Here is an 18721-nt window from a genome sequence, read left to right as displayed (position 1 = left end):
ACACCATGACCATCCAATGTAAAGTAAAGTCTATTCAGCCGTTAGCTTGTAATACTTATCAAATCCTTCTTCATCCAGAATCACCTGTACCTTTTAAAGCAGGTCAGTACCTTATGGTAGTGATGGGTGAAAAAGACAAACGTCCTTTCTCTATTGCGAGCAGCCCATGTCGTCATGAAGGTGAACTTGAACTGCACATCGGTGCGGCGGAACACAACGCTTATGCACTAGAAGTCGTTGAAGCAATGCAAGCGGCACTAGAAACAGATGGTCATATCGAGATTGATGCTCCACATGGTGATGCTTGGGTTCAAGAAGAAAGCGAACGCCCACTATTATTGATTGCTGGTGGTACTGGCTTTAGTTACGTGCGTTCGATTCTGGATCACTGTGTTGCACAGAGCAAAACCAATCCTATCTATCTATACTGGGGTGCGCGCGACAATTGCCAACTTTACGCTAAAGAAGAGTTAGTCGAGATCGCTGCAAAGTTTGCTAACGTTCACTTTATTCCAGTAGTAGAAGAAGCACCTGCCGACTGGCAAGGTAAAGTTGGTAACGTACTACAAGCGGTGAGTGAAGATTTCGAAAGCTTAGAAAACTACGATATCTATATTGCAGGTCGTTTCGAAATGGCTGGCGCAGCTCGTGAACAGTTCACTCAGAACAAGAAAGCGAAGAGTGAACGTATGTTCGCAGACGCGTACGCATTCATTTAAATACGGCTTTTGAGGCAGAAAAAGAGGGTTTTTTACCCTCTTTTTTGCTTTTTTGATGAAATAGTCATCGAACAGTCAGTTTTTTCCATTTTTTTTCAAAAAAGGGTTGCGAACGGATCAGAGTTCCCTATAATGCGCATCCACCGACACGGCAGACGCGATAAGGCTTCAGCAGAGTCGGAGAGGTGAAAAGCTTCTGAGAAAATAAATTGAAAAAAGTGTTTGACACTCTCAATTATCTCGTTAGAATGCACCTCCGCTTTGAGAGAAAAACTTCTCGATAAGCAAGCTCTTTAAAAATATAGACCTATCAATCTGTGTGGGCACTCGTTGATGATAATCCAATTAGAAGCTTCGGCTTCAAATTAGGTTTCAATGATACGAAGTGACCATTGAGTCGAAAGACTCAGCACAGTCAATTCAAACATTACTTTATGTAATGTTCAGTATTCATTGAGCCGAACAAAATCTTAAATTGAAGAGTTTGATCATGGCTCAGATTGAACGCTGGCGGCAGGCCTAACACATGCAAGTCGAGCGGAAACGAGTTATCTGAACCTTCGGGGAACGATAACGGCGTCGAGCGGCGGACGGGTGAGTAATGCCTAGGAAATTGCCCTGATGTGGGGGATAACCATTGGAAACGATGGCTAATACCGCATAACGCCTACGGGCCAAAGAGGGGGACCTTCGGGCCTCTCGCGTCAGGATATGCCTAGGTGGGATTAGCTAGTTGGTGAGGTAAGGGCTCACCAAGGCGACGATCCCTAGCTGGTCTGAGAGGATGATCAGCCACACTGGAACTGAGACACGGTCCAGACTCCTACGGGAGGCAGCAGTGGGGAATATTGCACAATGGGCGCAAGCCTGATGCAGCCATGCCGCGTGTGTGAAGAAGGCCTTCGGGTTGTAAAGCACTTTCAGTCGTGAGGAAGGTAGTGTAGTTAATAGCTGCATTATTTGACGTTAGCGACAGAAGAAGCACCGGCTAACTCCGTGCCAGCAGCCGCGGTAATACGGAGGGTGCGAGCGTTAATCGGAATTACTGGGCGTAAAGCGCATGCAGGTGGTTTGTTAAGTCAGATGTGAAAGCCCGGGGCTCAACCTCGGAATTGCATTTGAAACTGGCAGACTAGAGTACTGTAGAGGGGGGTAGAATTTCAGGTGTAGCGGTGAAATGCGTAGAGATCTGAAGGAATACCGGTGGCGAAGGCGGCCCCCTGGACAGATACTGACACTCAGATGCGAAAGCGTGGGGAGCAAACAGGATTAGATACCCTGGTAGTCCACGCCGTAAACGATGTCTACTTGGAGGTTGTGGCCTTGAGCCGTGGCTTTCGGAGCTAACGCGTTAAGTAGACCGCCTGGGGAGTACGGTCGCAAGATTAAAACTCAAATGAATTGACGGGGGCCCGCACAAGCGGTGGAGCATGTGGTTTAATTCGATGCAACGCGAAGAACCTTACCTACTCTTGACATCCAGAGAACTTTCCAGAGATGGATTGGTGCCTTCGGGAACTCTGAGACAGGTGCTGCATGGCTGTCGTCAGCTCGTGTTGTGAAATGTTGGGTTAAGTCCCGCAACGAGCGCAACCCTTATCCTTGTTTGCCAGCGAGTAATGTCGGGAACTCCAGGGAGACTGCCGGTGATAAACCGGAGGAAGGTGGGGACGACGTCAAGTCATCATGGCCCTTACGAGTAGGGCTACACACGTGCTACAATGGCGCATACAGAGGGCGGCCAACTTGCGAGAGTGAGCGAATCCCAAAAAGTGCGTCGTAGTCCGGATCGGAGTCTGCAACTCGACTCCGTGAAGTCGGAATCGCTAGTAATCGTGGATCAGAATGCCACGGTGAATACGTTCCCGGGCCTTGTACACACCGCCCGTCACACCATGGGAGTGGGCTGCAAAAGAAGTAGGTAGTTTAACCTTCGGGAGGACGCTTACCACTTTGTGGTTCATGACTGGGGTGAAGTCGTAACAAGGTAGCGCTAGGGGAACCTGGCGCTGGATCACCTCCTTATACGATGATTACTCACGATGAGTGTCCACACAGATTGATACGGTTTATACGAAAGAGACGATACTGGGTCTGTAGCTCAGGTGGTTAGAGCGTTCGCCTGATAAGCGAGAGGTCGGTGGTTCGAGTCCACTCAGACCCACCAATTCCCTTCCCAAGGAATTGGCATACAGTATCGACACCTTGATGGGGCTATAGCTCAGCTGGGAGAGCGCCTGCCTTGCACGCAGGAGGTCAGCAGTTCGATCCTGCTTAGCTCCACCATCTTTAAGCGCACTTTCTTTGCTATAGAAAGCAGAGTGCTTTTAAAAATGGTTTCATTAAGAAATCTAGCTCTTTAACAATTTGGAAAGCTGACAAAACAATCTTTAAGATTGTTTGTAAAGTTCTCAAAGTATTCTTAATTGAATACTCCAAACAACACATTCAAGTGTTCTTGGGTTTTGCGAAAGCAAAACATATTTGAGTCCGGCAAAATCGAAAGCTATCTCGCTCATTCAAATAATGAGATAGCAACTTTGGTTGTTTAACTTCAATTCGAAACTCCTTCGGGTTGTATGGTTAAGTGACTAAGCGTACACGGTGGATGCCTTGGCAGTCAGAGGCGATGAAGGACGTATTAACTTGCGATAAGCCCAGATTAGGTAGTAAAAACCATTTGAGTCTGGGATTTCCGAATGGGGAAACCCACTAGCATAAGCTAGTATCGCTGCGTGAATACATAGCGTAGCGAGGCGAACCGGGGGAACTGAAACATCTAAGTACCCCGAGGAAAAGAAATCAACCGAGATTCCGAAAGTAGCGGCGAGCGAAATTGGATTAGCCCTTAAGCTTTTTATGCGTCAGGTGAAACTTCTGGAAAGTTGTGCGATACAGGGTGATAGCCCCGTAACCGGCAACGCATTTAAAGTGAAATCGAGTAGGGCGGGACACGTGATATCCTGTCTGAATATGGGGGGACCATCCTCCAAGGCTAAATACTACTGACTGACCGATAGTGAACCAGTACCGTGAGGGAAAGGCGAAAAGAACCCCTGTGAGGGGAGTGAAATAGAACCTGAAACCGTGTACGTACAAGCAGTAGGAGCACCTTCGTGGTGTGACTGCGTACCTTTTGTATAATGGGTCAGCGACTTATATTCAGTGGCAAGGTTAACCATCTAGGGGAGCCGTAGGGAAACCGAGTCTTAACTGGGCGTTCAGTCTCTGGATATAGACCCGAAACCAGGTGATCTAGCCATGGGCAGGTTGAAGGTTGAGTAACATCAACTGGAGGACCGAACCGACTAATGTTGAAAAATTAGCGGATGACTTGTGGCTAGGGGTGAAAGGCCAATCAAACCTGGAGATAGCTGGTTCTCCCCGAAAGCTATTTAGGTAGCGCCTCGGACGAATACTACTGGGGGTAGAGCACTGTTAAGGCTAGGGGGTCATCCCGACTTACCAACCCTTTGCAAACTCCGAATACCAGTAAGTACTATCCGGGAGACACACGGCGGGTGCTAACGTCCGTCGTGGAGAGGGAAACAACCCAGACCGCCAGCTAAGGTCCCAAATTACTACTAAGTGGGAAACGATGTGGGAAGGCTCAGACAGCCAGGATGTTGGCTTAGAAGCAGCCATCATTTAAAGAAAGCGTAATAGCTCACTGGTCGAGTCGGCCTGCGCGGAAGATGTAACGGGGCTAAGTAGTAAACCGAAGCTGCGGCAATGCACTTTGTGCATTGGGTAGGGGAGCGTTCTGTAAGCGGTTGAAGGTGTGTGGTAACGCATGCTGGACGTATCAGAAGTGCGAATGCTGACATGAGTAACGATAAAGGGGGTGAAAAACCTCCTCGCCGGAAGACCAAGGGTTCCTGTCCAACGTTAATCGGGGCAGGGTAAGTCGACCCCTAAGGCGAGGCCGAAAGGCGTAGTCGATGGGAAACGGGTTAATATTCCCGTACTTCTTACAATTGCGATGGGGGGACGGAGAAGGCTAGGTGGGCCTGGCGACGGTTGTCCAGGTTCAAGTGCGTAGGCTGAAGAGTTAGGTAAATCCGGCTCTTCTTAAGGCTGAGACACGACGTCGAGCTACTACGGTAGTGAAGTCATTGATGCCATGCTTCCAGGAAAAGCCTCTAAGCTTCAGATTGTAAGGAATCGTACCCCAAACCGACACAGGTGGTCGGGTAGAGAATACCAAGGCGCTTGAGAGAACTCGGGTGAAGGAACTAGGCAAAATGGTACCGTAACTTCGGGAGAAGGTACGCTCTCGACGGTGAAGTCCCTTGCGGATGGAGCTATTGAGAGTCGCAGATACCAGGTGGCTGCAACTGTTTATTAAAAACACAGCACTGTGCAAAATCGTAAGATGACGTATACGGTGTGACGCCTGCCCGGTGCCGGAAGGTTAATTGATGGGGTTAGACTTCGGTCGAAGCTCTTGATCGAAGCCCCGGTAAACGGCGGCCGTAACTATAACGGTCCTAAGGTAGCGAAATTCCTTGTCGGGTAAGTTCCGACCTGCACGAATGGCGTAATGATGGCCACGCTGTCTCCACCCGAGACTCAGTGAAATTGAAATCGCTGTGAAGATGCAGTGTACCCGCGGCTAGACGGAAAGACCCCGTGAACCTTTACTACAGCTTGGCACTGAACATTGACCCTACATGTGTAGGATAGGTGGGAGGCTTTGAAACTAGTACGCCAGTATTAGTGGAGCCGTCCTTGAAATACCACCCTTGTAGTGTTGATGTTCTAACGTTGACCCCTCATCGGGGTTGCGGACAGTGCCTGGTGGGTAGTTTGACTGGGGCGGTCTCCTCCCAAAGCGTAACGGAGGAGCACGAAGGTGGGCTAATCACGGTTGGACATCGTGAGGTTAGTGCAATGGCATAAGCCCGCTTGACTGCGAGAATGACAATTCGAGCAGGTGCGAAAGCAGGTCATAGTGATCCGGTGGTTCTGAATGGAAGGGCCATCGCTCAACGGATAAAAGGTACTCCGGGGATAACAGGCTGATACCGCCCAAGAGTTCATATCGACGGCGGTGTTTGGCACCTCGATGTCGGCTCATCACATCCTGGGGCTGAAGTCGGTCCCAAGGGTATGGCTGTTCGCCATTTAAAGTGGTACGCGAGCTGGGTTTAGAACGTCGTGAGACAGTTCGGTCCCTATCTGCCGTGGGCGTTGGAAGATTGAAGGGGGCTGCTCCTAGTACGAGAGGACCGGAGTGGACGAACCTCTGGTGTTCGGGTTGTGTCGCCAGACGCATTGCCCGGTAGCTAAGTTCGGAATCGATAACCGCTGAAAGCATCTAAGCGGGAAGCGAGCCCTGAGATGAGTCTTCCCTGATACTTTAAGTATCCTAAAGGGTTGTTCGAGACTAGAACGTTGATAGGCAGGGTGTGTAAGCGTTGTGAGGCGTTGAGCTAACCTGTACTAATTGCCCGTGAGGCTTAACCATACAACACCCAAGGGGTTTTGATGGACTCAAAGCAAGAACGAATTGAATGTGTAAGAACTGAAACAGCTTTCTGAATTAAAGAATTTGCTTGGCGACCATAGCGATTTGGACCCACCTGACTTCCATTCCGAACTCAGAAGTGAAACGAATTAGCGCCGATGGTAGTGTGGGGCTTCCCCATGTGAGAGTAGGACATCGCCAGGCTTTAATATCGCTTTTAGATAAATCTAAAGGCAAAACTAAGAATTAGCATCATTAGTGTAAGACTAAATTTTAGTAACAATTTGTGGAGAGATGGCTGAGTGGTTGAAAGCACCGGTCTTGAAAACCGGCATACGTTAATAGCGTATCTAGGGTTCAAATCCCTATCTCTCCGCCACTATTAAGAAGCCTCGCTAGAAATAGCGAGGCTTTTTTCATTTCCGACGTTTGAGAATTAGACGGGATTTGCATCAAGTCCCAAGTCAGTCGCGACTTAGGGTTAGTCGTCCTCGAACTCAGTCACTACAAAGAAAGCCTGTTGAGAAACCAACGGGCTTTCGTCGTTTCTAGTGCTGGCAAATAAATGAAGTGACTTCCTAACCGAGTGCAGTTCCAAACTAGCGCTTCTGCTCTCCACTCAATAAGCTGCCCAGCGTTTAGCCGTACCTTGAGGCTTTCTACTTTCTTTGCCTTGTAGGGTTATAGAAACTGCCCTCTAGCGAAAGTGATTGAGCTTTCCCCTTATTATTCCTCTCTATATCGAAGCAGTGTTTCTTTTAACAAAAGAGCGTTTCTACTCACTGTAGCATTCATGTGTATTAGAGCGTCTGAGCACCTTCTGATACTTGCTGTCGCTTTGCTTTATCCTTTTATTAACAAACGCTACCCAAGCGCTGTATGGGGCTCTCACATCGAATAAGTGCATAACATTACTCCTAGTTACTTCTTTGGCCATCACTACGCTTTACTGTGCTCTTGAAGGAGACTTTCCCTCCTAACCATTTAAAACCAATCGTTATGCCTTGCAGAAAGTGATCGCGGTTGTTTCACGTGGTTCTTAGTGACACGAAGAAGAGCTGCTTGGAATGAACGACATAGGCTTTGATGATTATTTCTAATCAGGTGCAGGCAATAGAGGGAACTCAGCTCTTGGGGGAGCCAGTCGTTACGATGATAGGGCGTGAGCGTGAGGAATTGCAGGCAATAAAAAAGCCGACAGTAAACTGTCGGCTTTCTGCTTTCTGGGTCGCTTAGTTGTTTTGAACTAGCGTTAGCGCTTTACGAGAGACCTCGTGAGCCGCTTTTGTTAGGTTTTGCTTCTCTAGTGTGTCTGCTAGGTAAGCATAGTCAGAAACGTCTGAACGAAGTTTTAGCGCAACCTCGAAGTGCTCTTGTGCTTCTTGCCATTTTTCTTGGCGGAAGAAGAAGTGCGCTAATGCACTTTGCGCCGCTGCGTTCTCTGGTTCACGCTTCAAGATACCTTCCAAGAATACGATGACTGGATGGCTATCCGGTAAGTTTAGCTCTGGCAGTAACTGGTACAGCTCTGGTGTTGGGCTCTTCTTCAGTGCTTCTTTGATTACTGTGAATGCCTCGTTATCTGCTTTACGTGAGATGAGCTCGTGAGCAAAACAGCCGATCAAATGAGCGTCTTGTTTTACCTTACGTGGCAGCCCGTTCCAGTGTGAGATAAGACCTTCACTGCCTTGCTGCTGAGCCACTTCGTGTAGCAAGCCGCATTGTGCTTTCTGAATCAGTTCCGCTTGCTCTTCTTCCGTTACCAGTTTGGCTTTGCTTAGCTGAGGCATCAGATCGATCAGCGGTTGCCATAGCTTAAGCTGCATGTAAGTGGTTTTCAGCAGGTTAAGAACAATCGAGTTATTCGCGTACTGACCTTTCAGTGCTTGCAGTGTATCGAATGCAGATTCGAATTCGTTATCACGAATGAACTGTTTCGCGCGAGTCAACTCTACCGCTAGGTGCGCGTTTTCTTGCTGGCTTGCCAGTTCTAGGTACTGGTCACGCTTGGCTTTGTCACCTTGACCTTGCGCAGCTTCTGAAGCCACTAAGTAACACAGAAGAGGCATATCGTGGTGGTTTGCCCAGCGTGTTACTTTCTTCTCTGCGCCTTTCCAGTCACCTTCAAGTAGCTTGATGATACCTTCGTTGGTGTAGCGACGAGAGCGACGCATTTTGCGCACACTAAAGTAATTCCATGTGCTTGAGCTTGCGTAAACCACTTTCTTGACCACGTATTCTAGAAAGAACAGCGCCGCCAAGGCAGCAATCACGAAGATCACTAGAGTGGTTACACTCATCTCAATGGTTTTGTTGGCAATTGAGATCAGGACATAACCTTGCTGACCTGAGAATTGAGTGCCAACAAATAAGCCGGCACCAAGAACAACAAATAGGAAAATAAGACGAACCATTACTTATCCTCCGTACCTGTCATTGTGGTCACTTCACGACGTAGGCGTTCACGAATCACGTCAGAGAGTTGGTTTTGGCTTTCTAGCTTCGCAGGGTATTCAACTTGAATGTCTTGCTTGCTCAGTTGGCTCAGTGTTTTGTTAAATTCTTTCACCGAGTTGTCGTCTTGGTTGAAGAATGCCATTGCCCATTTGTCTGCTGTTTCTAAAGAGGTGGTGTAGATTTCACCTTGCTCTTGGTAAACCGCTTTAATTGCCGTCTCTAACTTCGCTTTGATGTTTTCTTTCAAGTAGAAGTGTTGTTGTGGTGACAATAGAGGGATTACGTTGCCGTCACGAGTGCGGAAAGTGATGAAGTTTTCTGAGAAGTCTTTTAGTGACGTCATCAGGTTATCTTGCCAGTTTGCAATGTCTTCAGACACTTGTTGTTTCTCTACCGCAGCCGCTTCTGGTAGTAAAGCATTCGCAAGTGGCAGTTTGTCTACTTGCTGTTGTAGTGCAGTGAGGCGCAATACCAAGCCATCACGGTCTACTAAAGGAACAACACGCAGCTTAGTAATGTCGTTTGCCATGGCTTTACGCAGACCGACCAAGCTTGGGTCGTTCAGCGCTGCGATACGTTGGTCCGCGCTTTCCATCAATTGAGTAGCACTTTCTACGTCGTGCTCTAGGAACAATTTACGACCTGCCAGTTTTACTAGGTAATCAGCTTCTGCCAGTAGCCAGTCATTTGGACGACGACCTTTCACATCAGCGACTGCCAGTTGCAGGCTTTCGATGCTCTTTTGTTGCTGACCCAGTACCACTTCTGCTTTGTGAGTGACGGTGGTCGCTTTTTCAATGGTTTCTTCTTTTACTTGGCTAAGCTCTTGCTTCATTGCTGATTGAGCTTGTTCCAGTTGGCTTTGAAGCTGAGCGATCTGAGTTTGGTATTCAGATTGCTGCTCAAGCATTTTGTAAGTGAGACCACCACCAAAAATCAGTGATAAGACGATAGCGACAGTACCCAGCTTCACGCCGCGTTTACCTTGCTTCTCCTCAAATTCAACTTTGTTTGGTTCTGCCTTGTTTGGCTCAGATTCCTTCTTAGGCGTGTCTTTTTCAGCTAGCGGTGCCGATGTAGTTTCTTCGGAAAGGTTTTTATCGTTATTCTTTTGGTCGTTATTTTTACTTGTCATGCCTATATCCTGTGTAGCTAGGGCTGGAGAGCAGCCAGTAATTCTTGGTTGGATGCGCTTCCTGTGCACCTGACCTGAGTGAAGCCCCGTTGAATTGCGATGTCAGCGATTCGCTGACTGGGGATATACAACTCTTGTTGATTAAGCCAAGTCAATTGCTCTGACGTCAATTGGCTGCACAAATAATCCAGTTGTTCACCACTGGTGACGATAATCTGGTCGATTTGTTGGGTTTTCCATAGTGAGACACAGCTTACTGGATCGAATGGGATAAATTCTCTCTTATAAGTCTCACTATAGTGAACTTTTGCTCCACGTCTCACCAATGCATCTTTTATCAGCTCTCTACCGCCGTTGCCACGGAGGATCAGAACTGTTTGTTTTTCTACATTGTTTAGCTCGGGAAGCTGCAACAAGTGCTCACTATCACTGACTTGTGGATAGTGTACTTTTTGTTGGGTACATTTGCTCAAATAGTGTGCTGTTTTTTGACCAACGGCAAGGTATATGGCCTGCTTAGACCATGATTTAGCGTGGTTCTGCAAGATTTGCTCTGCGCATTGCACCGCATGTTGGCTAACAGCAATGATGATTTGAGCGGTTTCAATGTATTTGGAGAGTTGCGTGTCGCTGAGATCGGCGACGATGTCGATCAGAGGGTGATGAATTGCAGTTTTGCCGTGCCTTTCGAGCAGAGAGCAAAGCGCCATGCCTTGCTCTCCCGGACGAGTGACCAACACTGCCATGATTATTCGTGGTCTGCGTACAGTTTGGTTAGGATGTCGCGCGCACCGTTTTCAAGTAGCTCGTTAGCCAGTTGAACACCGAGTGCTTCGGCATCGTTGCGGTGACCACGAATTTCACCACGCACAATTAGGCTGCCGTCTGGTTCACCAACTAGTGCGCGAAGCCAGATGTTGTCGCCATCAAGCAGTGAGTAACTGCCGATTGGCACCTGACAACCGCCTTCAAGGGTGAGGTTCATCGCGCGCTCACAGCGTACGCGATCTGCCGTATCTTGGTGGTTTAGTGGCTCAAGCAGCTTAAGTAGACGCTCGTCATCCACACGACACTCAATACCCACCGCACCTTGGCCTACTGCTGGTAGCGATTGCTCTGGCTCGATAAAGCTACGGATGCGCTCTTCTAGCTCAAGGCGTTTCAGACCTGCTGCAGCAAGAATGATCGCGTCGTATTCACCTGCATCTAGCTTACCTAGACGAGTACCTACGTTGCCACGCAACTCTTTGATAACTAGGTCTGGGCGGTATTCTTTTAACTGACACTGGCGACGCAGGCTACAAGTACCTACAACTGCGCCTTGTGGCAGTTCATCAATGTTGTTGTAAGTGTTAGAAACGAAGGCATCGCGTGGGTCTTCACGCTCACAAATCGTCACCAAGCCAAGACCCTCAGGGAAGTCTACTGGTACATCTTTCATTGAGTGCACCGCAAGGTCTGCACGACCTTCAAGCATTGCCACTTCTAGCTCTTTAACGAACAAGCCTTTACCACCAACTTTGGCTAGCGGCGTATCCAAAATGATGTCGCCTTTGGTCACCATAGTGACGAGTTCTACTTCCAAACCTGGGTGAGCGGCTTGAAGTGCGTCTTTTACAAAGTGTGCTTGCCATAGGGCAAGAGGGCTTTTTCGAGTTGCAATGCGAATTGGCGTAGATTGTGTCATGGTCTTCTCAATGCTGTTTTAGTTTTGCCTAATCCTACCACTCAACGCGTGAAAATCTTAATGTTAGTTAGTCTTCTCTGAGCGCCATGAATGGAATTACATAACGTTATGGAAATAGTGTGACTGGATTCTCATTTAGACTAAGGACTATTATTAGTTATAGGCGAATACAAGCGACACTACTGCGCTATCAATTTTTGCGACTAGTGTGGGGTTTTTAGACCACAACTATTTGCAGGTGGAAATCTTTACCAACCCTGATGAAAGTGTTAAATTGATCACATTTTTAAGCCATTTTGGTTTAAAACATCAGCAGATTTTCGTGATTGTTCAACCAAGGAACTTCCCTTGCAGGCTTACACCCAAAAACTTATTCAGCGATTAGATAACCTGAACCAGCAACGGATCGACCGTGCGCTGGCGCTTATGGATTCGCAAAGCCAGCAAGTCTTCCACTTGATTCCTGCCTTGTTGAACTACAACCATCCTGTTATTCCCGGCTACTACGATGCAGACGTCCCTTATGGTGTGTTTGGTCTAGAGCTGAACGAACTCCAACAACGATTCCTTGATGATACTCAACTGACGATTGGTCAAGCGCTTAAGACAGCAGAGCAACCTGCGATCTTAGGTTTGTACACCATGGGCAGTACCTCTTCGATTGGTCAAAGTACCTCAAGTGATTTGGATATTTGGGTGTGTATCTCACCGGAGATGGATAACGACCAACGTGAACTGCTGACCAATAAATGCTTGCTGATCACTGACTGGGCACAAAGCCAAGGTGTAGAAGCGAACTTCTTCTTAATGGATGAAGAGCGTTTTCGTAGCAACCGTTCAGAAGAGATGACCGGCGATAACTGTGGTTCTTCTCAGCATTTATTATTGCTGGATGAGTTCTACCGTTCTGCGGTACGTCTAGCTGGACAGCGTTTGTTGTGGCAAATCGTGCCACCAGAAATGGAAGAGTGTTACGACGAGTACGTTGCACAGCTTTGTAAAGATGGCTACATCAACTGTGATGAGTGGATCAACTTTGGTCAGCTTAACCGCATTCCTGCTGAAGAGTACTTCGGCTCGAACTTATGGCAGCTGTACAAGAGTATCGATTCCCCTTACAAGTCCGTGTTGAAAGCGATCTTGCTTGAAGCTTACTCGTGGGAATACCCGCACACACAACTTCTTAGTATCGACACCAAGCGTCGCTTCTTTGCCCACGAGCCGGACTTGTACGGCATGGATGCGTACTACTTGATGCTAGAGAAAGTAACGCGTTACCTAGAGCGAATCCAAGACGACACTCGTTTGGATTTAGTTCGTCGTTGTTTCTACCTTAAAACCCATGAAAAGCTGTCTCGTGAACCTGATGTAGGCTCGGTAGCTTGGCGTCGTGAAGCCTTGAGCGACATGATTGCGAAATGGGATTGGGATGAAGCGGTATTGGCGGAGCTCGACGATCGTCGTAACTGGAAAGTAGAGCAAGTGAAAGTAGTGCACCATGCACTGCTGGATGCTTTGATGCAAAGCTACCGTAACTTGATTCAGTTTGCGCGTCGTAATGACATTACCTCGGCGATCAGCCCGCAAGATATTAGCATTCTTGCCCGTAAGCTGTACGCGGCATTCGAAGTGCTGCCGGGGAAAGTTACCTTGCTTAACCCTCAGATCTCGCCAGATTTGCACGAGCCCGACTTGAGCTTCATTGAAGTAAAAGAAGGTGGGGTGAACAAATCAGGTTGGTACTTGTACAAGCAACCACTGATTGCGCACCGCATTCTTGGTCAACCTTGTCTTGAGCACCATGAGTACTTGAGTAAGTTGGTTTCTTGGGCGTTCTTCAACGGTTTGATTACCGAGTCAACACGTTTGCACGCGGTGGTGCGTGAAGCGCAGTTAGACATCGATAAGTTCTACCAAATGGTGAGCGACCTACGTAACACCTTCTCGTTACGCAAGCGTCGTCCAACCATGCAAGCGTTGGGTAGCCCGTGTGAAATTAGTCAGATGGCGATGTTCATCAACTTTGAAAATGACCCAACGGCAGAGCTGTCTGGTCGTTCACTCAAAGTGGATGTGAAGAACACCGATATCTTCAGCTTTGGCCCTGAGCAAATTAACTTGGTCGGCAGTGTCGATTTAGTTTATCGCAACTCATGGCACGAAGTGCGAACCCTGCACTTCAAAGGCGAAACCGCGATGTTGGATGCATTGAAGACCATTCTTGGCAAAATGCACCAAGATGCGATTCCGCCAGAGTCGGTGGATGTATTCTGTTATGCGAAAAACATGCGTGGCGTGATGCGCAATATGGTGTATCAGCTATTGGCAGAGTGTATCGACTTACGTTTGAAGCCTGTTGAACAAGAGAAACGCCGTCGCTTTAAAGCCATGCGTCTTGCTAATCAAACTTACGGTTTGTTCTTTGAGCGTCGTGGTGTATCGGTTCAGAAGCTGGAAAACTCGGTCGACTTCTACCGCAGCATTTCAACCAACAAGCTGAAAGGCTCACCGTTGTTGATGCTGGATCGCGAACAAGAGTATCAACTACCAGAAGTAGTGGATGGCTTTGCCAGTGAAGGTTTGGTGCAGTTCTTCTTTGAAGACACTGACGATGGTTTCAACATCTATGTATTGGATGAATCAAACCAAGTTGAGGTTTACCACCAGTTTAGTGGCTCTAAAGATGAAATGATTGCGTCAGTGAACAGCTTCTACACCTCGGTGAAAGACGACAGTCGTGTATCGTCGAAGTTTATTAACTTTAACTTGCCGCAGTACTACCAAATTATTCATCCGGAAGAAGGGAATACCTACATTATCCCTTACCGTAATGATGGCTGTACGCCAACCCGCCCAACCAAAGCGGTGAATGCATAAAACGAACAACAAAAAAGAGCACTGAGGTGCTCTTTTTTTCGTTTGGGTGACTGGTCGTCATGACACTCTTTGGCTTATACCCAATCGATCGCTTCACCAGCGTGCTTTTCGCACTCTTCTTTCACCATTTCAAACAGTTCCATGCCCGTTTTAGAGCAAGTCCATTTGTCATCAACCAGCTTGAAGTGGAAGCCACCAGACTTCGACGCCAACCAGATTTCATGCATTGGCTCTTGGCGGTTAATGATGATTTGGCTGCGGTCTTCAAACTCTAATGTCATTACGTTGCCAGTGACTTCGTAATCAATGTCTGCACCTGATTCATCGATGGATTCTTCGATGTTTTGCATCTGCGCATCCACCAGTTGATGAAATTCAGTATCGTTCATCCGTCTATCCTATTGCTTTTCCTGAGTGTGGTGCGATTATAGGGGGCATTGGTTTAATAATCACGATATGCAAAATGAAAAAATTACTTACGGTGTTGTTTGTGATGGTTGCAGCGACACTTGCTGGTTGCGGTCAATCAGGTTCACTTTACATCCCAGATGACGCTCAGCAGAACGAGCAGTCACAATAATTAGCCACCCTTAGGGTGAAATCAGGGTTTAGCAGTCGAATTAATTAAGGGAAGCAAATTTTGGATTACTTCAACTATCAGGATGATGGCCAGCTTTGGGCCGAAGACGTCTCACTTCAAGCTCTTGCCGAGCAGCATGGCACTCCTCTTTATGTTTACTCACGCGCGACGTTAGAGCGTCATTGGAATGCGTTTGACAGCGCAGTGGGTCAGCATCCTCATCTTGTTTGTTATGCAGTAAAAGCAAACTCAAACCTTGGCGTATTGAATGCACTGGCTCGTTTGGGCTCAGGCTTTGATATCGTATCAGGTGGTGAGCTTGAGCGTGTTATCGCGGCTGGCGGTGATGCGAAGAAGGTGGTGTTCTCGGGTGTTGGCAAAACACCAGCAGAGATGAAACGCGCACTGGAGCTGGGCATTAAATGCTTCAACGTGGAATCAGAGCCTGAGCTTGAGCGCTTGAATAAAGTCGCGGGCGAGCTGGGTGTGGTTGCACCGATCTCTCTACGAATTAACCCTGACGTAGACGCAAAAACGCACCCTTACATTTCGACTGGTCTGCGTGACAACAAGTTTGGTATCGCTTTTGACCGTGCACCGGCGGTATATAAATTTGCTCAGAGCTTACCAAACCTAAACGTGCAAGGCATCGACTGCCACATTGGCTCTCAGCTGACTGAGATTGAACCTTTTATCGACGCTACAGACCGTCTGTTAGCGTTGATTGATGACTTAAAAGCGCAAGGCATCAACATTCGTCACTTGGACGTTGGTGGTGGTCTGGGCGTGGTATATCGTGATGAATTGCCACCACAGCCTTCTGATTACGCGAAAGCACTGTTAGGTCGTCTTGAGAACCATCAAGATCTTGAACTGATTTTCGAACCAGGTCGTGCAATCGCAGCTAACGCCGGTATCTTGCTAACGCGTGTGGAATTCCTAAAACACACAGAGCACAAGAACTTTGCGATTATTGATGCGGCGATGAACGATTTAATGCGTCCTGCGCTTTACCAAGCGTGGCAAGATATTGTTCCTGTAGCACCACGTGAAGGTGAAGCACAGACTTATGACTTAGTCGGCCCTATCTGTGAAACGGGCGATTTCTTGGGCAAAGATCGAGCACTAGTGCTGCAAGAAGGTGATCTACTCGCGGTTCGCTCTGCAGGCGCCTATGGTTTTGTGATGTCTTCGAACTACAATACTCGTACCCGAGCGGCGGAAGTAATGGTGGATGGCAACCAAAGCCACCTTGTTCGCCAGCGTGAGGAGCTGACCAGTTTGTGGCAGCTGGAACAGATTCTACCGGAGTAACACACAACAAATGCATTTCCACTTTTCCAAAATGCACGGTTTGGGCAACGACTTTATGGTCGTCGACTGCATTACCCAGAACGTGTTTTTCTCGCAAGATTTGATCCGTCGTTTGGCGGATCGTCACACGGGCGTTGGTTTTGACCAATTGCTTGTGGTTGAAGCGCCTTATGATCCAGAAACTGACTTCCACTACCGCATTTTTAATGCCGATGGCAGTGAAGTTGAGCAGTGTGGTAATGGCGCTCGCTGTTTCGCGCGTTTCGTCCGTTTGAAAGGTTTGACTAACAAGTACAGCATCAGCGTTAGCACCAAGAAGGGTAAGATGATTCTTGATGTCGAAGACGATGGTGAAGTTACGGTGAACATGGGTGAGCCTGAGTTCGAGCCGAGCAAGATCCCTTTTAAAGCGAAGCAGAAAGAGAAAACCTACATCATGCGTACAGGCGACAAAACCCTGTTCTGTGGCGCGGTGAGCATGGGTAACCCGCATGTGGTGACCGTGGTCGACGATGTGGATACGGCAGAAGTGGAAACACTTGGTCCGCTATTAGAATCACACGAACGCTTCCCTGAGCGTGTGAACGCAGGCTTTATGCAGATCGTGGATCGAAACAACATCCGTTTGCGCGTGTATGAGCGTGGTGCGGGTGAAACCCAAGCTTGTGGTAGCGGTGCCTGTGGTGCGGTTGCGGTTGGCATCTTGCAAGGTCTACTGGACGAGAATGTGAAAGTTTCACTTCCGGGCGGTGACTTGCGCATCTCTTGGCAAGGTCCAGGTAAACCATTGTTTATGACTGGCCCAGCAACACACGTATTTGATGGTCAATTGTCGTGCTAGTTGAAGAGCAAGAAAACCAAATCTCAGAAGTTGAAGCGGATGCGCTGACTGCGGAAGTCGTTGCTCAGTATTTAAAAGACCATCCAGACTTCTTCGTTCAACGCCCAGAATTGGTCGATCGCCTCTCTCTACCTCATGCAGATTTAGGCGCGGTCTCGTTGGTTCATATTCAAATGAACCGTCAGCGTCAGCGTATTGAAGAGCTGGAAGAAGAGATCACCACACTGATGTCTTTGGCAGCGAACAACGATCGCACCTTCTACGAGTTCATGGATCTGCAAGGGCAAATCCTTAAGTGCAGTGATTTCAAGCAAGTCATCAAGGCCATTGAACTCAAAGCCAAAGACCTTGGTTTGAAGGCGTATGTGCGTCTATTGAGTCAGTGTGATGCTGCGACTCAATTGAGTAAGGAAAGCTACCAACGTTTTGCTACCAATCACTTAAACGGCAAAGAGGCTTACTTAGGTCGTCTGCGTAAAGTGGATCGCGAAGCGTTGTTTGGGGATATGGATGTTCCAGAAATGGGTTCCTATGTGGTGCTACCGCTTGTGAAAAAACAGACGCTTGGCGTACTGGCATTTTCTAGCGAGGATGGCGGTCATTTCCAACCAGATATGGATACCTTGTTTTTGCGTCACCTATCCTTAGTAGTGGCACATCTCGCTCAAACACTGGTATGGCAAAGTCACGATGACGACAACTCCCAACACTCCTCTGCCAAATAGTCTTCAAAAGCCTCTTGAACGCTTCTACGAATTCCTGCGAAGCGAAAAGGGGCTTAGCCTGCACACCCAACGCAACTACAAACAACAATTGGAAACCATGGCTCACCACTTGGCTGAGATGGGGTTGAAAGATTGGTCGCAAGTCGATGCGGGCTGGGTGCGTCAATTGGCAGGTAAAGGCATGCGTGAAGGCATGAAAGCCAGCAGCTTAGCGACGCGCTTATCTTCTCTACGCAGCTTTTTCGATTTCCTGATCCTACGTGGAGAAATGTCAGCGAACCCAGCCAAAGGGGTTTCGGCACCACGTAAGCAACGCCCACTGCCGAAAAACCTCGATGTGGATGAAGTAAACCAACTGCTCGAAGTGAACGAAGACGACCCGCTAGCGGTGCGCGATCGTGCCATGATGGAGCTCATGTACGGCGCTGGTCTGCGTTTGGCAGAGCTGGTAAGTGTCGATGTGCGTGATGTTCAGCTGCGCAGTGGCGAATTACGAGTGATTGGTAAAGGTGACAAAGAACGTAAAGTGCCGTTCTCTGGTATGGCAACTGAATGGGTTGGCAAATGGTTACGTGTGCGTGGTGATCTAGCCGCGCCGGGTGAACCTGCACTGTTTGTTTCCAAGCTGGGTACACGGATCTCACACCGCAGTGTGCAAAAGCGCATGGCGGAGTGGGGGCAGAAACAGTCTGTCGCGAGCCACATCAGCCCGCACAAACTGCGTCACTCGTTTGCAACGCATATGTTGGAATCGAGTAACAACCTACGTGCAGTGCAAGAGCTATTGGGGCATGAAAATATCTCGACCACCCAAATCTACACCCACTTGGATTTCCAACATTTAGCGCAAGCTTATGATCAGGCACACCCGAGAGCGCGTAAGAGAAACGACGACAAGTCGGACTAACCCAAGGAA

Annotated in this window: 11 protein-coding genes, 3 tRNA genes, 3 rRNA genes and 1 pseudogene; 13 read left to right on the top strand and 5 right to left on the bottom strand. The window is 48.2% G+C overall.

The window, feature by feature from the left end; all coding sequences use genetic code 11:
- The first annotated feature begins 5 nt into the window (after positions 1-5).
- From fre to KHO06_RS16355, 7 genes are all read left to right on the top strand, one after another.
- The gene (gene fre, locus KHO06_RS16385; protein WP_005535989.1) at positions 6-719 is read left to right on the top strand and encodes an NAD(P)H-flavin reductase; all 714 of its coding nucleotides are present in this window, start codon (positions 6-8) and stop codon (positions 717-719) included.
- 472 nt (positions 720-1191) lie between these two features.
- Positions 1192-2744: ribosomal RNA gene (locus tag KHO06_RS16380) — 16S ribosomal RNA — on the top strand.
- Positions 2745-2809: 65 nt separating this feature from the next.
- Positions 2810-2886: transfer RNA gene (locus tag KHO06_RS16375), tRNA-Ile, on the top strand.
- 43 nt (positions 2887-2929) lie between these two features.
- Positions 2930-3005, top strand: a tRNA-Ala gene (locus KHO06_RS16370).
- A 295-nt stretch (positions 3006-3300) separates the two neighbouring features.
- A 23S ribosomal RNA gene (locus KHO06_RS16365) occupies positions 3301-6189 on the top strand.
- Positions 6190-6276: 87 nt separating this feature from the next.
- A 5S ribosomal RNA gene (rrf, locus tag KHO06_RS16360) occupies positions 6277-6393 on the top strand.
- Together the 16S, 23S and 5S rRNA genes with 3 tRNA genes alongside form the textbook arrangement of a ribosomal RNA operon.
- Before the next feature lie 84 nt (positions 6394-6477).
- Positions 6478-6568 (top strand) — tRNA-Ser (locus KHO06_RS16355).
- Between the two features lie 853 nt (positions 6569-7421).
- Here KHO06_RS16355 and KHO06_RS16350 read toward each other — a convergent pair.
- The 4 genes from KHO06_RS16350 to hemC are packed head-to-tail and all read right to left on the bottom strand — an operon-like array spanning position 7422 to position 11468.
- A complete protein-coding gene (locus KHO06_RS16350; protein WP_045401048.1) occupies positions 7422-8603 on the bottom strand; it encodes a heme biosynthesis HemY N-terminal domain-containing protein in 1182 nt (393 codons plus the stop codon).
- Positions 8603-9781, bottom strand: a complete 1179-nt coding sequence (locus tag KHO06_RS16345; protein WP_212581877.1) for a uroporphyrinogen-III C-methyltransferase — start codon at positions 9779-9781, stop codon at positions 8603-8605. Before KHO06_RS16345 ends, KHO06_RS16350 begins: the two co-directional genes overlap by 1 nt.
- A 17-nt stretch (positions 9782-9798) precedes the next feature.
- Complete coding sequence (locus tag KHO06_RS16340) at positions 9799-10527, bottom strand: uroporphyrinogen-III synthase (protein ID WP_009705176.1); 729 nt, start codon at positions 10525-10527, stop codon at positions 9799-9801.
- Between the two features lie 2 nt (positions 10528-10529).
- Complete coding sequence (hemC, locus tag KHO06_RS16335) at positions 10530-11468, bottom strand: hydroxymethylbilane synthase (RefSeq protein WP_005430387.1); 939 nt, start codon at positions 11466-11468, stop codon at positions 10530-10532.
- Between the two features lie 348 nt (positions 11469-11816).
- On the opposite strand from hemC, the gene KHO06_RS16330 reads away from it, so the two are divergent.
- Positions 11817-14345, top strand: a complete 2529-nt coding sequence (locus tag KHO06_RS16330; protein ID WP_012126596.1) for a class I adenylate cyclase — start codon at positions 11817-11819, stop codon at positions 14343-14345.
- A 74-nt stretch (positions 14346-14419) separates the two neighbouring features.
- On the opposite strand, the gene cyaY is transcribed toward KHO06_RS16330, so the two are convergent.
- On the bottom strand, positions 14420-14734 hold the full coding sequence (gene cyaY / locus KHO06_RS16325; RefSeq protein WP_038890545.1) for an iron donor protein CyaY: 315 nt from the start codon (positions 14732-14734) through the stop codon (positions 14420-14422).
- On the opposite strand from cyaY, the pseudogene KHO06_RS16320 reads away from it, so the two are divergent.
- The 5 genes and pseudogenes from KHO06_RS16320 to xerC all read left to right on the top strand — a co-directional run bounded on the left by KHO06_RS16320 (position 14714) and on the right by xerC (position 18712).
- Positions 14714-14925: pseudogene (locus KHO06_RS16320) on the top strand (lipoprotein). The gene cyaY and the pseudogene KHO06_RS16320 sit on opposite strands and share 21 nt — an antisense overlap.
- A 60-nt stretch (positions 14926-14985) precedes the next feature.
- Complete coding sequence (lysA, locus tag KHO06_RS16315; protein WP_009705173.1) at positions 14986-16239, top strand: diaminopimelate decarboxylase; 1254 nt, start codon at positions 14986-14988, stop codon at positions 16237-16239.
- A gap of 10 nt (positions 16240-16249) precedes the next feature.
- Positions 16250-17080 (top strand): diaminopimelate epimerase, encoded by an 831-nt coding sequence (gene dapF / locus KHO06_RS16310; protein ID WP_038890543.1) that lies wholly within the window; start codon positions 16250-16252, stop codon positions 17078-17080.
- Complete coding sequence (locus KHO06_RS16305; RefSeq protein WP_212581876.1) at positions 17074-17805, top strand: DUF484 family protein; 732 nt, start codon at positions 17074-17076, stop codon at positions 17803-17805. The genes dapF and KHO06_RS16305 overlap by 7 nt, the downstream gene beginning before the upstream one ends.
- Entirely contained in the window at positions 17771-18712 is a 942-nt protein-coding gene (gene xerC / locus KHO06_RS16300; protein WP_005533635.1) for a tyrosine recombinase XerC, read from the top strand. The genes KHO06_RS16305 and xerC overlap by 35 nt, the downstream gene beginning before the upstream one ends.
- Positions 18713-18721 lie beyond the last annotated feature (9 nt).

This window comes from Vibrio sp. B1FIG11 (assembly GCF_905175335.1).
In the GTDB taxonomy this organism is placed as follows: Bacteria; Pseudomonadota; Gammaproteobacteria; order Enterobacterales; family Vibrionaceae; genus Vibrio; species Vibrio campbellii.
The sequence above is the reverse complement of the archived record's forward strand: the minus strand, read 5'-3'. Positions and strand labels throughout refer to the sequence as shown.

Bases quoted from the DNA above. Each gene is read 5' to 3' on its own strand.
- KHO06_RS16345 (WP_212581877.1), bottom strand. From the start codon at position 9,781: ATGACAAGTAAAAATAACGACCAAAAGAATAACGATAAAAACCTTTCC.
- fre (WP_005535989.1), top strand. From the start codon at position 6: ATGACCATCCAATGTAAAGTAAAGTCTATTCAGCCGTTAGCTTGTAAT.
- cyaY (WP_038890545.1), bottom strand. From the start codon at position 14,734: ATGAACGATACTGAATTTCATCAACTGGTGGATGCGCAGATGCAAAAC.
- hemC (WP_005430387.1), bottom strand. From the start codon at position 11,468: ATGACACAATCTACGCCAATTCGCATTGCAACTCGAAAAAGCCCTCTT.
- KHO06_RS16350 (WP_045401048.1), bottom strand. From the start codon at position 8,603: ATGGTTCGTCTTATTTTCCTATTTGTTGTTCTTGGTGCCGGCTTATTT.
- xerC (WP_005533635.1), top strand. From the start codon at position 17,771: ATGACGACAACTCCCAACACTCCTCTGCCAAATAGTCTTCAAAAGCCT.
- KHO06_RS16340 (WP_009705176.1), bottom strand. From the start codon at position 10,527: ATGGCAGTGTTGGTCACTCGTCCGGGAGAGCAAGGCATGGCGCTTTGC.
- dapF (WP_038890543.1), top strand. From the start codon at position 16,250: ATGCATTTCCACTTTTCCAAAATGCACGGTTTGGGCAACGACTTTATG.